This is a genomic window from Pseudomonas sp. (genome assembly GCF_033723075.1).
Taxonomy (GTDB): Bacteria; Pseudomonadota; Gammaproteobacteria; order Pseudomonadales; family Pseudomonadaceae; genus Aquipseudomonas.
This window is the reverse complement of record NZ_JAWVXU010000010.1, coordinates 140,150-154,539: the sequence shown is the minus strand read 5'-3', so window position 1 is coordinate 154,539 and position 14,390 is coordinate 140,150. Positions and strand designations below refer to the sequence as shown.

At 62.2% G+C, this 14,390-nt stretch carries 12 protein-coding genes; 3 read left to right on the top strand and 9 right to left on the bottom strand.

Annotated elements, in window-relative coordinates; all coding sequences use genetic code 11:
* Positions 1–90: 90 nt before the first annotated feature.
* The gene (locus tag R3355_RS13815; RefSeq protein ID WP_318961667.1) at positions 91–1,359 is read right to left on the bottom strand and encodes a HAMP domain-containing sensor histidine kinase; all 1,269 of its coding nucleotides are present in this window, start codon (positions 1,357–1,359) and stop codon (positions 91–93) included.
* Entirely contained in the window at positions 1,349–2,032 is a 684-nt protein-coding gene (locus R3355_RS13810; RefSeq protein WP_318946284.1) for a response regulator transcription factor, read from the bottom strand. The genes R3355_RS13815 and R3355_RS13810 overlap by 11 nt, the downstream gene beginning before the upstream one ends.
* A 118-nt stretch (positions 2,033–2,150) precedes the next feature.
* On the opposite strand from R3355_RS13810, the gene R3355_RS13805 reads away from it, so the two are divergent.
* Positions 2,151–4,145, top strand: a complete 1,995-nt coding sequence (locus R3355_RS13805; protein WP_318961666.1) for an LTA synthase family protein — start codon at positions 2,151–2,153, stop codon at positions 4,143–4,145.
* The gene (locus tag R3355_RS13800) at positions 4,135–4,887 is read left to right on the top strand and encodes a phosphatase PAP2 family protein (RefSeq protein ID WP_318961665.1); all 753 of its coding nucleotides are present in this window, start codon (positions 4,135–4,137) and stop codon (positions 4,885–4,887) included. The genes R3355_RS13805 and R3355_RS13800 overlap by 11 nt, the downstream gene beginning before the upstream one ends.
* Here the strand turns inward: R3355_RS13800 and R3355_RS13795 are convergent.
* The 6 genes from R3355_RS13795 to R3355_RS13770 form a co-directional block, all read right to left on the bottom strand.
* A complete protein-coding gene (locus R3355_RS13795) occupies positions 4,850–5,779 on the bottom strand; it encodes an AEC family transporter (RefSeq protein WP_318961664.1) in 930 nt (309 codons plus the stop codon). The two genes, R3355_RS13800 and R3355_RS13795, sit on opposite strands and share 38 nt — an antisense overlap.
* Before the next feature lie 106 nt (positions 5,780–5,885).
* Entirely contained in the window at positions 5,886–6,836 is a 951-nt protein-coding gene (locus R3355_RS13790; protein ID WP_318961663.1) for a Nudix family hydrolase, read from the bottom strand.
* Complete coding sequence (locus R3355_RS13785; RefSeq protein ID WP_318946289.1) at positions 6,833–7,465, bottom strand: glutathione S-transferase family protein; 633 nt, start codon at positions 7,463–7,465, stop codon at positions 6,833–6,835. Before R3355_RS13785 ends, R3355_RS13790 begins: the two co-directional genes overlap by 4 nt.
* Positions 7,466–7,649: 184 nt before the next feature.
* A complete protein-coding gene (argJ, locus tag R3355_RS13780) occupies positions 7,650–8,867 on the bottom strand; it encodes a bifunctional glutamate N-acetyltransferase/amino-acid acetyltransferase ArgJ (protein WP_318961662.1) in 1,218 nt (405 codons plus the stop codon).
* Between the two features lie 158 nt (positions 8,868–9,025).
* Positions 9,026–11,761, bottom strand: coding sequence for a preprotein translocase subunit SecA (gene secA / locus R3355_RS13775; RefSeq protein ID WP_318961746.1), 2,736 nt, complete (start codon positions 11,759–11,761; stop codon positions 9,026–9,028).
* Positions 11,762–11,879: 118 nt separating this feature from the next.
* Positions 11,880–12,806, bottom strand: a complete 927-nt coding sequence (locus tag R3355_RS13770) for a M23 family metallopeptidase (protein ID WP_318946292.1) — start codon at positions 12,804–12,806, stop codon at positions 11,880–11,882.
* 81 nt (positions 12,807–12,887) lie between these two features.
* On the opposite strand from R3355_RS13770, the gene R3355_RS13765 reads away from it, so the two are divergent.
* Positions 12,888–13,343 (top strand): DciA family protein, encoded by a 456-nt coding sequence (locus tag R3355_RS13765; protein ID WP_318946293.1) that lies wholly within the window; start codon positions 12,888–12,890, stop codon positions 13,341–13,343.
* Between the two features lie 100 nt (positions 13,344–13,443).
* On the opposite strand, the gene lpxC is transcribed toward R3355_RS13765, so the two are convergent.
* Positions 13,444–14,355, bottom strand: coding sequence for a UDP-3-O-acyl-N-acetylglucosamine deacetylase (gene lpxC / locus R3355_RS13760; RefSeq protein WP_318946294.1), 912 nt, complete (start codon positions 14,353–14,355; stop codon positions 13,444–13,446).
* Between the last annotated feature and the right edge of the window lie 35 nt (positions 14,356–14,390).

Here is a 14,390-nt window from a genome sequence, read left to right as displayed (position 1 = left end):
TAACGACCAAGGCATCAAGTTAGCGTCAACAGACTGTGAAAAAAACGTGAAGCGCCGGTTGCATCGGCCGCAGTTCGCGCGGCACGGCCTTCAGCTGCGCAAGCTGACCTCGAACGCACTACCCTGCGGGGGCAGGTCATGCACCTGCACCGTCCAGCCCTGATGCGTGCAGATCCGCTTGACCAGGGACAGGCCCAGCCCCAGGCCCTCGCCACGAGACTGGGCACCGCGCACAAAGGGCTGGAACATCTGTTCCTGCTGATCCAGGGGGATGCCAACGCCGCTGTCCTCGACCCGAAAACCACCGTCCTGGAGGATCAGCCGCACCGTGCCCTGCTCGGTGTAGTGCAAGGCATTGCGCAGCAGATTGGAGATCACCGTACGCAGAAACGTCAGGTTGTAGTGCGAGTCATCCTCGCCCTCCTCGATCAACTGGAACTGCAGACCCTTCTCGTGCATCAGTGGTGCCCAGCGCTTGCTCTGCTCATCGGCGATCGCGGCCAGGGTCGCGCTGTCGCCCTGGCTCGATTCCTGAGGCCTGGCCCGCGCCAGAATCAGAAAGGTCTGCACCAGACCACCCATTTCCTCGGTCGCGCGAGCGATGCGCTGGATCTGTTCAAGCTGGCGCGCATCCAGGTTGGGCGCCTCCGCAAGCAGCTCACAGGAACTGGCGATGATCATTAGCGGCGTGCGCAACTCATGGCTGACATCACTGGTGAACAGCCGCTCGCGCTCCAGGGAATGACGCAACTGGCCGAGGGTGCTGTCGAAGGCCGCCGCCAGGTGACCGACCTCATCATCCGGATAGTCCGGCGCCAGGGCCGGGGCCAGCGCATGCAACTGATCGCGATGGCGCACCTGATTGGCCAGACGGATTACCGGCGCCATCACCCGCCGCGCCAACAGCCAGCCAAGGCTCCAGGCGACCAGCAGGCTGAGCAGAAAACCGGCCAGCACCACATTGAACAGTACCTGTTCGCGGGCCTCGAACTCGTGCTGCTCCTGCACCAGCATGAAGGCCCGACCGTTCTTGCTGCGCTTGAACAGATAAAATGCCTGGTCACCCTCGACCACCTCGGAAAACCCGTCGGCCGCCTCGGCGAACTGCAGCGGCACCTGGAACTCCGGCAGATGCGAGGCGAAAAAACGTGTACTGGAATCCAGCCGCGGCCTTTGGCCACGCCGTAGATCTTCATCGATAACGATGCTCAACTCACGATCAAGCTCCTGGGACACCAGATGCTCTTCGACGAAGTGCACAATCGCCACGATGCTCAATGAAAACACGCCGCTGACCACCAGTGTCATCAGCACGAAGGCGATCACGATGCGCCTCAGCAACGGTTGTTTAGACACCACTTGCGGACTCCGCCAGGCGATACCCGATACCGTGAATGGTGTGCAGCAAGGGTGTGGCGAAAGGCTTGTCAAGCACTTGGCGCAGCTGATGAATATGGCTGCGCAGGCTGTCGCTGTCCGGGCAATCGTCGCCCCACAGGGCCTCTTCCAGGGCCTCGCGACGCACCACCGCCGGGCTGCGCTGCATCAACACGGCCAACAGCTTCAGGCCCAGGGGGTTGAGTTTCAACGGCTGACCCGCGCGACTGACATGCAGGGTGTCGAGGTCATAGACCAGCTCGCCGACTTGCAACTGGCGCTTACGATTACCCTGACTGCGCCGCAGGATCGCTTCGATGCGCGCCACCAGCTCGGACAGGGCAAACGGCTTGAGCAGGTAATCGTCGGCCCCCGCACTCAAGCCCTGCAGCCGGTCGTCGAGGGCATCGCGCGCGGTCAGCATGATGATCGGCGTATCACGCCGGGCATCCTCACGCAGACGTTTGCACAACTGATAACCATCGATGCCCGGCAGCATGATGTCCAGCACGATCAGGTCATAGTGCTCGGAGGCAGCCAGATGCAGGCCACTCAGGCCATCCTGCGCGCAGTCGACGCTATAACCCTTCAGGGTCAGGTAATCGAGGATATTGGCCAGAATATCCCGGTTGTCTTCCACCACAAGAATGCGCATGCCGGTTCAATCCTCAAGCGTGCCGCTACGATTTGATGTTTTTTTCACGCGACTTCTACATTTACCTCACATCCAGAGCGGCAGAGTGCACGGCATCTTTCCGCTGCCGGATCATACGATGCCAACCTTGAAGTTTGCTCAACTGCGTTACCTGGCGCTAATTCTACTGGCTTGGCTGACGATCTTTACCCTGACCCGCAGTGCCTTGCTGTTCAGTCACCTCGGCGAAGCGGATCTCGGCTTGAGCGAACTCGCCCGTGTCTATGCCACCGGCCTGGGCTATGACGTGGGCTTTGTGGTTTACGCGGCACTGCCGCTGGCCTTGTACCTGCTGTTGTGCCCACGACGCATCTGGCTGCAGCCCTGGCACCGCGGCCTGCTCCATGGCGTAGTGGCTGTCAGCCTGTTCGCCATGCTGTTTACCGCCGTGGCGGAGTGGCTGTTCTGGGACGAGTTTGGCGTGCGCTTCAACTTTATCGCCGTGGATTACCTGGTTTACTCCGACGAGGTACTCAACAACATCCTCGAGTCATATCCGATCTACCCGCTGCTGGCAGCGCTTGCCGTCATGGCGGTGGTTGCCGCCATGCTCTTGCGCAGCGCCACAGACGCCGCCCTCAAGGCACCGCTGCTGAGCTGGCGCAACAGTGCAGGGGTAGCGGCCGGCATTGTCCTGATGGCCTGCGTCAGTAGCCTGCTGCTCGACCAGGACTTCCCCCGCGGTGCGGACGGCAATACTTATCAACGTGAACTGGCCAGCAATGGCCCCTACCAATTCTTCGCCGCCTTTCGCAACAATGAGCTGGATTATCCACAGTTCTACGCCACCCTTGATCAGGACGAAATCGCCCAGCAGTTGCGCGCCGAGCTAAGCGAGCCCAACGCACGGTTTATCGGCAGCGAACCCATGGATATTCGCCGGCTGATTGATAATCCCGGTCAGGTACAGCGGCGCAACGTGATACTGGTGACCATAGAGAGCCTCAGCGCCAAGTACCTGGGCAGCTTCGGCGACACTCGCAACCTGACCCCCAACCTCGACCGTCTACACCAGCAGAGCCTGTTCTTCACCAACTTCTATGCCACCGGCACCCGCACCGACCGCGGACTCGAAGCCATCAGCCTGTCGATGCCGCCAACGCCCGGGCGCTCAATCGTCAAACGCATCGGCCGTGAAAGCGGTTTTGCCAGCCTCGGCCAACAATTCCAGGCCCTCGGCTACGACAGCGCCTTCGTCTATGGCGGGCGCGGCTATTTCGACAACATGAGTGCGTTTTTCAGCGGCAATGGCTACCGCGTGGTCGACCAGAGCAGCGTCAATGAGCAGGACATCCACTTCAAGAATGCCTGGGGCATGTCGGACGAAGACCTCTACACCGAGACGCTGAAGCTGGCCGACGCCGACCACGCCGTTGGTAAACCGTTCTACCTGCAGCTGATGACCACCTCCAACCACCGGCCGTACACTTACCCGAGCGGACGTATCGACATCCCATCGGGCTATGGCCGTGAAGGCGCGGTCAAGTACACCGACCATGCCATCGGCCTGTTTCTCGAACAGGCGCGGCACAAGCCCTGGTTTGCCAACACCCTGTTCGTCTTCGTCGCCGATCACACCGCGGGTAGCGCCGGCACCGAAGACCTGCCGGTGGCCAGCTACCATATCCCGCTGTTCATCTACGCCCCGGCCTTTATCCAACCACGCGAACATGCCGGCCTGGCCAGCCAGATTGATCTGGCCCCGACCTTGCTGGGGCTGCTCAATGTCGACTACACCTCGACCTTCTTCGGCCGCAATGTACTGCGCGCGGATGCAGTGCCTGGCCGCGCCCTGATTGGCAATTACCAGCACCTCGGACTGTTCGACGGGCATGACCTGGCGATTCTCAGCCCACGCAAGAGCATGCGTCGCCACGAGGACGCCCTGGGTCTCAGCCGCGAATCGAGCGCCAAGGCCGACGACCCGCTGCTCAAACGCAATATCAGCTACTACCAGAGCGCCAGTTACGACTTCAGCCATCACCTGCTTGGCTGGCAGCAGACTCGCGCAATCGGCACCGAGCGACTCGCCAGCTCTCCGGCCCGGACCAAGGATCGTGACCATGCGCTTTGAACTTCTCCCGGCCGGATCCAGGCCGTTCAACTTCTACCTGGGCTTTGGCCTGCCCCTCGCGCTGATGCTATTGCTGTTGCTGGCAGATCCAACCGCGCTGGACTTCGCCATCGCCCACTTGGCCTACGACCCGCAGACCGGCTTTATTGGTCGCCATAGCAGATTTCTCGAAGACATCCTGCATGACCGCGCCAAACAGGCAGTGATCGTCATCGGCGTACTGGCCATTGTCGGTTTCGTACTTAGCCTGCTGATAGGCCGCTGGCGGACATGGCGCCGGCCGCTGGGCTACCTGGTACTGGCGATGGGTCTGTCGACCAGCTATGTGACGCCGGTGAAAACCCTGACCGGCGTGCACTGCCCCTGGAGCCTCAGCGAGTTCGGCGGCGAGGAAGCCTACACGCCGCTGCTGAGCGCCCGGGCGCCGACCGACAAGCCAGGGCGCTGTTGGCCCGGCGGCCACGCTGGTGCGGGTTTCGCGCTGCTCGCGCTGTTCTTCGTGCTGCGCGACCGCCGCCCGGGCCTGGCCAGGGCCGCGCTCGCCGTAGCCCTGATCTTGGGCATTACCTTCTCGGTCGGGCGCATGCTGCAGGGCGCGCACTTCTTCTCGCACAACCTGTGGACGGCCCTGTTCGACTGGATGATCAGCCTGGGCTGCTACCGGCTGCTGCTGTACCGACCACTCCCCGCGACCGTTGCCAGCCTCAACGCTCAAGCAGCAGCAGGCACAGCGACAAGCTGAGCAGCGAGCCGAGCGTCGACAGCAGGATAGTGCTGGAGACCACCGCCGCGTCGCGGCGATAGAACTCGGCCAGCATATAGGGCCCTGTGCCGGTCGGCAGCGCGCTCAACAGTAAAGCCGCAGCGGCCCACATGGGGGGCAGCTGCAGGACATGGAACACCAGTACCCAGGTAATCAGCGGGTGTGCGATCAGCTTGATCAGCACCAGGCCGACGCTACCCTCACTGCGACCGACCTGCTTGTGCGCAAGAAACAGACCGAGCGAAATCAGCGCACAGGGCGCGGTGGCGCTGGCCAGCAGGTCGATAAAGCGGTGCAGCGGCTCTGGCAGCGGCTGGCCGCCCAGTGCCCACAGACCGCCGAACAACGGCGCGACGACCAGCGGGTTCTTGGCCAACGCCAGCGACACCTTGGCTGTCGCACGCAGCAGGTTCTTTTCATCCTGCAGGGCGACCTCGATGCACACCACCGCCAGGGCGAACAGCACACAGATCACGATCAGACTGGCGATCAACGCCGGCTGCAGCCCCTCGTCGCCGAATACCAGCAGGCACAACGGAATGCCCATGTAGCCGGTGTTGGCGTAAGACGCACTGAGTCCCTGGATGCTGGCATCGGCAAGATTGCCGACCCGGCGCAGACGCCAGAACAACGTCAGCAGGAACACCGCCAGGGTGCCCAGGCTGTAGGCGAGGATGAACTGCGGCTGCCAGATCTGCGCCCACACCGCTGTGGCCGTGGCCTCGAATAGCAACGCCGGCAGGCATAGCCAGACCACCAGACGATTGATTTCCGAGGCGGCGCTCGGCCCGAGAATGCCCGTGCGCCGGCACAGGTAGCCGGCCAGGATCAGGGCAAAGACCGGCAGGATAACGTTCAACACGGAGGCCATGGGCCGGATCACCTGCGAGCGAAAGTGATCGCGCAGGTTAAGGGCAGCCGCTCGATGTGTCTAACAGCAATTGCACGGGCTAGAGCATTTCAGTAGGCCTGCGCCCTCAATCCGCCGGCGATGGCCAGAACGCGCGAATGCCGGCGACACCCTGAGCGCCCACTTGCCATGCGCGCGTCAGGTGCTGCGGGCCAACCCCGCCAAGCAGGTAGGCTGGCTGATTGAAACTGCGCAGCAATTCGCCGGCCAGAGCCCAACCCAGTGCCGGTGCATCAGGGTGAGTCTGGGTGGCCTGCAGCGGTGACAGGGTGACGAAATCCACCCCCATCTGTGTTGCCAGTGCCAGCTCTTGCGCCGAATGACAGGAAGCCGCCAACCAACGACCCTGGGCCAAGGGTCGTCCCTGGTCGGCATAGCGACGTAGCTGCTCGGCGGTCAGGTGCCAGCCTGCTGCGGGAAAGTCTCCCAGCCACTCCAGCGGCCCCTTGAGCATCAGCTGCGCCTTGCCCGCGCAGAGCCCCTGGATATCCAGGGCCAGGTCGCGGTACTGGGCATCGAACATACCCGGCGCACGCAGCTGGAGCAGCCGGGTGCCGGCGGCCAGTGCCGCTTGCACCCCCTGCAACAACGCCTGTGGGGGCAGCCCCTCCGGGGTGATCAGGTAGCGGTCGGGCAAACGGGCTGCGGCAATGATCGGCTGATTCGCCGCCGGAAACTGATACTCGGCCAACTGGCGCGAACTGACCCAGGCCAGCGCCTGACCTTCGGCACCGTGGGGGTCGCCGGCGAAGGCCGACACCTCCCAGACATCCAGCAATACCTGCTTGTCCGGGTAATCGTGGTGCACCTGAATCAGTGGCCGCGCATCGGTTGGGCGAATCCCCAGTTCCTCCTCCAGCTCGCGAGCCAGGGCGGCCTCCACCGCCTCGCCGGGCTCAACCTTGCCGCCAGGAAACTCCCACAACCCACCCTGGTGCTTGTCGTCCGGGCGCTTGGCAATCAGCATACGGCCATCTGCCGCACGGATCACCGCGGCGGCTACATGAATGCGTTTCACTCCAACCGCTCCTCCTGAGCCGCCTGATACCAGCGCTGAAAGGCCGGCCACTGATAGACCGTCGCCACATACGCCGCCGCCACCTCGGGCAACGCCACCCGATAGCTGCGCAGCCGAGCCGCGACAGGGGCGAAGAAGGCATCCGCCAGGCTGGCGTGACCGAACAGGAAGGGGCCGCCCTCGCCGAAGTTGCCGCGGCACTCGGCCCAGAGCGCACAGATGCGCCGGATATCGGCCTCGGCATCAGCCGGCATTTCGTCTAATGCCTGATCGCGCTTGAGATCCATCGGCAGGTGCGTGCGCAGCGCCGCAAAGCCGCTGTGCATCTCGGCACAGACACTGCGCGCCACCGCCCGGGCGTACTCGCCACGCGGCCACAGATAGGCCTCGGGGAAGCTCTCGGCGAGGTATTCGCCAATCGCCAGGGAATCCCACACTGGGCCCTCCTCGGTCTTCAGCAGCGGCACCTTGCCTGTCGGCGAATGTTCGAGGATGCGCGCACGGCTATCCGCACGATCGAGCGGGATCAGTACTTCGCTATACGGCGCCTCGGCCAGCTCCATGGCCAGGGCGGCGCGTAGCGACCAGGACGAGTAGGTTTTGTTGCCGATGACAAGAACCAGGGACATGGGGGGCACTCCTTGCGTGACGCGGTTGCTGAAGGGTCGATTGACATTAAGATGCCGCGCCGCCCAATAGCAAATTCCCGTTGTTCATGCCCCCATGACCAACGGGAATAGCCGACTGCCAGCTGCAGGCCTGTGCGCGGGGGGACAGGCTTGCAGCTGACGCTGATCGCCCGCAGCGTACCGCTTAAGTACGGTATTCGGCGTTGATCTTCACATACTCATGGGACAGGTCGGTGGTCCAGATCGTCTCGCTGCAAGTACCACGCCCCAACTCGATGCGAATGGTGATTTCCTCTTTGGCCATCACCGCCGCACCCTGCTCTTCGGTGTAGCTGGCCGCCCGGCAACCACGGCTGGCAATGCATACATCACCGAGGAACACGTCGATCAGGCTGACATCCAGTTGCGCCACGCCGGCATAACCCACGGCAGCGAGGATGCGTCCCCAGTTCGGATCGGAGGCGAACAGCGCGGTCTTGATCAGCGGCGAGTGGGCCACGGCATAACCGACGTCCAGACACTCCTGATAAGTCGCCCCGCCGTTGACCTGCACGGTGACGAACTTGGTCGCGCCTTCGCCGTCACGCACGATGGCCTGGGCCACCTCCATGCACACCTCGAACACCGCCTGCTTGAGCGCGGCGAACAATGCGCCGCTGGTCTGGGTGATCTCCGGCAGGGCGGCCTGGCCAGTGGCGATCAACATGCAGCAATCGTTGGTCGAGGTATCGCCGTCGATGGTGATGCGGTTGAACGACTTGTTCGCCGCATCGCGCAGCAAATCCTGCAAGACTCCCTGGCTGACCTTGGCGTCGGTCGCGATGTAACCGAGCATGGTCGCCATGTTCGGCCTGATCATCCCGGCGCCCTTGCTGATGCCGGTGACGGTGACGGTCACGCCGTCATGCACGAACTGGCGGCTGGCGCCCTTGGGCAGGGTATCGGTGGTCATGATACCGGTGGCCGCTTCGGCCCAGTGATCCGCTGCCAGGTCGTCCAGGGCCGCCTGCAAGGCGCCTTCGATCTTCTCTACCGGCAAGGGTTCGCCGATCACCCCGGTGGAGAACGGCAGCACCGCACTCTCATCGACACCGGCCAACTGCGCCAGGCTGGCGCAGCTGCGCACGGCATTCTGCAGGCCGGGTTCGCCGGTGCCGGCGTTGGCATTGCCGGTATTGGTCAGCAGATAGCGCACGCTACCCAGCACGCGCTTTCTCGCCAGGATCACCGGCGCCGCACAGAAGGCATTGAGGGTGAACACCCCGGCCACGCTGGAGCCTTCAGCGCAACGCATGACTACCACATCCTTGCGCCCCGGGCGTTTGATGCCAGCCGAAGCGATACCCAGCTCGAAACCTGGAACCGGGTGCAGGGTAGACAGCGGGCCAAGACCAACAGCCATAGAGTGTGCTCCTTGAGGGATATAAGTGTCGTACCGCTGGGCACGACCGAATTCGATGGTAAAACGCCGCGAACAGCAAAGCCGTTCGCGGCGTTTGGGGGCAGGCTCAAGCATAGCCGAAGCCGCTACCCTTTCTGCTTAGCTTCGCCAGCCGAAGGCTAGTTGACCTGGCCGTGGCAATGCTTGTACTTCTTGCCGGAGCCGCAAGGGCAAGGTTCGTTGCGGCCGATCTTCGCTTCGGCACGCACTGGCGGTGGCGCAACAGCCACATCACCGTCTTCAGCCGCGACGTCGGGTTGCATCAGGGCCGATGCTTCGGCGTGCTGGAACTGCATGCGCTCAGCCAGCGCCTCGGCTTCGCGACGCAGACGTGCCTCTTCCTCGGCCGGGTCTTCGCGACGCACCTGGACATGGGACAAGACCCGGATGGTGTCGCGCTTGATCGATTCGAGCAGCTCCTGGAACAGGGTGAAGGACTCGCGTTTGTACTCCTGCTTGGGGTTCTTCTGCGCGTAGCCACGCAGGTGAATGCCGTGCCGCAGGTGATCCATGGTCGACAGGTGGTCTTTCCACAAATCGTCGAGCACGCGCAGCAGGATCTGCTTCTCGAAGGAGCGCAGGGCCTCGGCACTGGCCAGTTCTTCCTTCTCGTTGTAGGCCGCAATCAGCTCTTGCAGAATCCGCTCGCGCAGGGTTTCTTCGTAGAGTTTGTGGTCGTCGTCGAGCCACTGCTGGATCGCCAGCCGGAGATTGAAGCCGGCGTAGAGCGCCTCTTCCAGACCGGCGATATCCCACTGCTCGGGCAACGACTGCGGCGCAATATGCTGGTTGATGATGCCGTCAAGCACTTCCTTGCGGAACTCGGCGATGGTTTCGCCAATGTCATCGGCAGCCAGCAGGGTGTTGCGCATGTGATAAATCACCTTGCGCTGCTCGTTGGATACGTCGTCGAATTCCAGCAGCTGCTTGCGCATGTCGAAGTTGCGTCCTTCGACCTTGCGCTGCGCCTTCTCGATGGCGTTGCTGACCATGCGATGCTCGATCGCTTCGCCTGGCTGCATGCCCAGGGCCTTCATGAAATTCTTCACTCGATCCGAGGCGAAGATGCGCATCAGGCTGTCTTCCAGCGACAGGTAGAACCGACTGGAACCCGGGTCGCCCTGACGACCGGAGCGGCCGCGCAGCTGATTGTCGATACGCCGCGATTCATGGCGCTCGGAGGCGATCACATGCAAGCCCCCCGACTCGATCACCTGCTGGTGGCGCTTCTGCCAATCGGCCTTGATCTGCGCGACCTGCTCGTCCGTGGGATGTTCCAGGGCGGCCACTTCGACCTCCCAGTTGCCGCCCAGGACGATGTCGGTACCGCGACCGGCCATGTTGGTGGCGATGGTCAGCGCGCCCGGACGCCCCGCCTGAGCGATGATCTCGGCTTCCTTCTCATGGAACTTGGCGTTGAGCACCTTGTGTTCGATGCCTTCCTGGACCAGCAGGCGCGAGACATATTCGGAACTGTCGATGGTCGCCGTACCAACCAGGATCGGCCGACCCTGGGCCTGGCATTCCTTGATGTCGGTGATGATCGCCGCGTACTTCTCTTCCTGGGTCAGATAGACCAGGTCGTTGAAGTCCTTGCGCGCCATCGGCCGGTTGGTCGGGATCACGATCACCGCCAAGCCGTAGATCTGATGAAACTCGAAGGCCTCGGTGTCGGCGGTACCGGTCATGCCGGACAGCTTGTTGTACAGGCGGAAGTAGTTCTGGAAGGTGGTCGAGGCCAGGGTCTGGCTCTCGGCCTGGATCGGCAAGCCTTCCTTGGCCTCGATGGCCTGGTGCAGGCCCTCGGACAGGCGGCGGCCCGGCATGGTGCGGCCGGTGTGCTCGTCGATCAGCATGACCTGGTCGTTCTGCACGATATATTCGACATTGCGGTTGAACAGCTTGTGCGCGCGCAGGCCGGAATAGACGTGGGTCAGCAGGCCCAGGTTATGCGCCGAATAGAGGCTCTCGCCCTCGGCCAGCAAGCCGACCTCGGTCAGCAACTCTTCGACGAACTGGTGGCCGGCCTCGTTCAGCTCGACCTGACGGGTCTTCTCGTCGACCTTGTAATGGCCTTCCTGAGTGACCACGCCTTCCTCTTCCTCGATGTGCAGCCTGAGGCGCGGAATCAGCTTGTTGATCTCGACATACAGCTTGGAGCTGTCTTCGGTCTGACCGGAGATGATCAGCGGAGTACGCGCCTCGTCGATGAGGATCGAGTCGACTTCGTCGATCACGGCGAAATTCAGCTCGCGCTGGAACTTGTCTTCCAGGCTGAAGGCCATGTTGTCGCGCAGGTAATCGAAACCGAATTCGTTATTGGTGCCATAGGTGATATCGGCAGCATAGGCGCTGCGCTTTTCTTCAGGCGGCATGAACGGGGTGACGATACCCACCGACATACCGAGGAATTCGTACAGCGGGCGCATCCAGTTGGCGTCGCGGCGGGCCAGGTAGTCGTTGACCGTGACCACATGCACGCCTTTGCCTTCCAGCGAGTTGAGGTAGACCGCCAGGGTCGCCACCAGGGTCTTGCCCTCACCGGTACGCATTTCGGCAATCTTGCCTTCATGCAAGGTCATGCCACCGATCAGCTGCACGTCGAAGTGGCGCATGCCCATCACCCGCTTGCCCGCTTCACGGGCTACGGCGAAGGCTTCAGGGAGCAACTGGTCGAGGGTTTCACCTTTCGCCAGACGGGCTTTGAATTCGTCGGTCTTGGCACGCAGTTGCTCATCCGAGAGTGCGAGCATCTGCTCCTCGAAGGCATTGACGGCCTGAACCGTCTTGAGCATGCGTTTGACTTCACGCTCGTTCTTGCTTCCAAAGAATTTTTTCAACAAAGGCGCAAACATATCGGCAGGGTCTTCCACGCGTGATGGATGGAGGGCGGCCCATGAGTCGCCCATGCAGCCCTCATGGCTGCGTGCGAAGGGGGCATTCTACCCGGAAACGGAGATGATGAAAGCGGCGTTATTCGACGCCGCTGACTCGAGCGATATAGCTGGTAGGGTTGACTACCCGGCCATTCTGGCTGACTTCGAAATGCACGTGGGCACCGGTAGAGCGGCCGGTGCTGCCAACCTTGGCGATGACCTGGCCGCGCTGCACCAGTTCGCCAACCTGCACCAGGTTGCTCTGATTATGTGCGTACAGGGTGACGTAGCCGTCGGCATGACTGATTTCCACGGTATTGCCATAGCCGGAGCGCCGGCTCGAGGCCGTCACCACGCCGGCGGCGACCGCGACCACATCACTACCGGCCTTGGCGGCGAAGTCCACGCCCTTGTGCACGCGCAAACGCCCGTTCAGGGGGTCGGTACGCCGGCCGAATGGCGAGGATATATAGCCTTGCATGACCGGACGCCCCGCGAGGTATTCGGCCTCATTGAGCTGGCGGTCGGCGAGCAGTTGCTCCAGCACTTCGAGTTGCTGCTCGCGGCTGTCCAGGCGCAGGGCCAATTCATCCAGCGTGGTGATAAAGGATGGCGGCGCGTAAGCCGGGCCACCGAACAGTTCGTCCGGGCCGCCCTGACCGACATTCAGGGAAAAATCGAATTCGCTGGAGTCCAGCTCGGCCAGTTCGGTGAGGCGTTCGCCCAGTGCATCCAGACGGGTCAAGCGCGCCTGCAACTCGGCAACATGGGCGGCGAAGGCATCCAGCTGGCGCTGTGCATCGACCCGCACCGCCCCCACTTCCGCACGCTGGCGATCCAGCGCCTCGGTCAACTGGGCACTGCCTGGCGCCTGCTCCACGTGTGGCACGACCCATGCGCCTACCGCGACGCCACTGCCAAGCGCCGCCGCCACCAGCATGACCAGCGCCACCAGCAGCCAACGTAAATCCAGGCTCAGCGAGCGCGCGGCGCCGTGACTCCGATTGAGTAGTATGATGTGCATGGCTTCCCCTCTAAGGCGGAGCCCAAGTCGGTGGCAGAGATTCTGCTACCATGGCGGCCCCACAATCTCAGGCGTCCTGCCATGTCGTTTCGTCCTTTGCCGGCTAAAGCACCCGCCGCGCTAATGCGCGAAGCGAAGCCCCTGAAAGCGCTGTTCAACCAGGCGCAACGTATCGATCGCCTGCAGCACTTGCTGGAAAGCCAGCTGCAACCCGCGGCCCGCGAACACTGTCATGTAGCGTCCTGGCGCGAGGGTTGCCTGCTTCTTATAGTCACCGATGGCCACTGGGCCACCCGCTTGCGTTATCAACAACGGCGCCTGCTCAGGCAGCTGCAGACACTCGAAGAGTTCGCGACCTTAACCAAGATCCTGTTCAAGGTGCAACCGCCAACTGCCGAAAGGCGTGCACCAGGTCGCACTATCAGCCTATCCAGCAGCGCTGCCGAGAACATCCAGGCCACCGCAGACGGCATAACCGACCCCAAGCTGCGTGCCGCCCTGGAACGACTGGCCAAGCACGGCCAACCCGGCGAATAGCACCGGACCGGCCCAGACCAGGACACCTGATTGTGGCTGTTGCGCAGAAACAAAAAGCCACCCGAGGGTGGCTTCAAAACAAGGGAAAGAGAGGTTTTGCTTACACTGCCGCGGCCGGACGCATATAAGAGATAGGCGCGCTCTTGATGTCATCGAAAGTAACCACTTCCCAACTGTCCGTCTGCTCGATCAAGGCGCGCAGTAGACGATTGTTCAGGGCATGCCCCGACTTGAAGCCACGGAACTCGCCGATCAGGCTATTGCCCAGCAGGTAGAGATCGCCAATGGCGTCGAGGATCTTGTGCTTGACGAATTCGTCCTCGTAACGCAGGCCGTCTTCATTCAACACACGAAACTCATCCACCACGATGGCGTTATCCACGCTGCCGCCGAGTGCCAGGTTCTGCGAACGCAGGAACTCGATGTCACGCATAAAGCCGAAGGTGCGCGCACGGCTGACTTCCTTGACGAAAGAAGTACTGGAAAAATCCACGCTGGCCGACTGGGTGCGGTTACGGAAAACCGGGTGATCGAAATCGATCTCGAAGCTCACCTTGAAGCCTTCGAAAGGCACGAAGGTGGCGCGTTTGTCGCCCTCTTCGACCGTCACTTCGCGAAGAATACGGATGAACTTCTTGTGAGCATCCTGCTCCTGCAACCCAGCGGACTGAATCAGGAATACAAAGGGACCGGCACTGCCATCCATGATCGGTACTTCGGATGCGGAGAGCTCGACGTAGGCGTTATCGATGCCCAGGCCAGCCATGGCCGAAAGCAGGTGCTCTACCGTATCCACCTTGACGTCACCACTGACCAAGGTGGTCGACATGGTGGTTTCACCAACATTGCATGCCCGCGCGGGGATTTCCACGACAGGGTCAAGGTCAGTACGACGGAACACGATACCGGTGTCCACAGGTGCCGGCTTCAGGGTCAGGTATACCTTCTCCCCGGAATGCAGGCCAACGCCAGTGGCGCGGATAATGTTCTTCAGGGTACGTTGTCTGATCATGGCTTTGGCCGCTATAGCACTAGTTGCGAATAGTT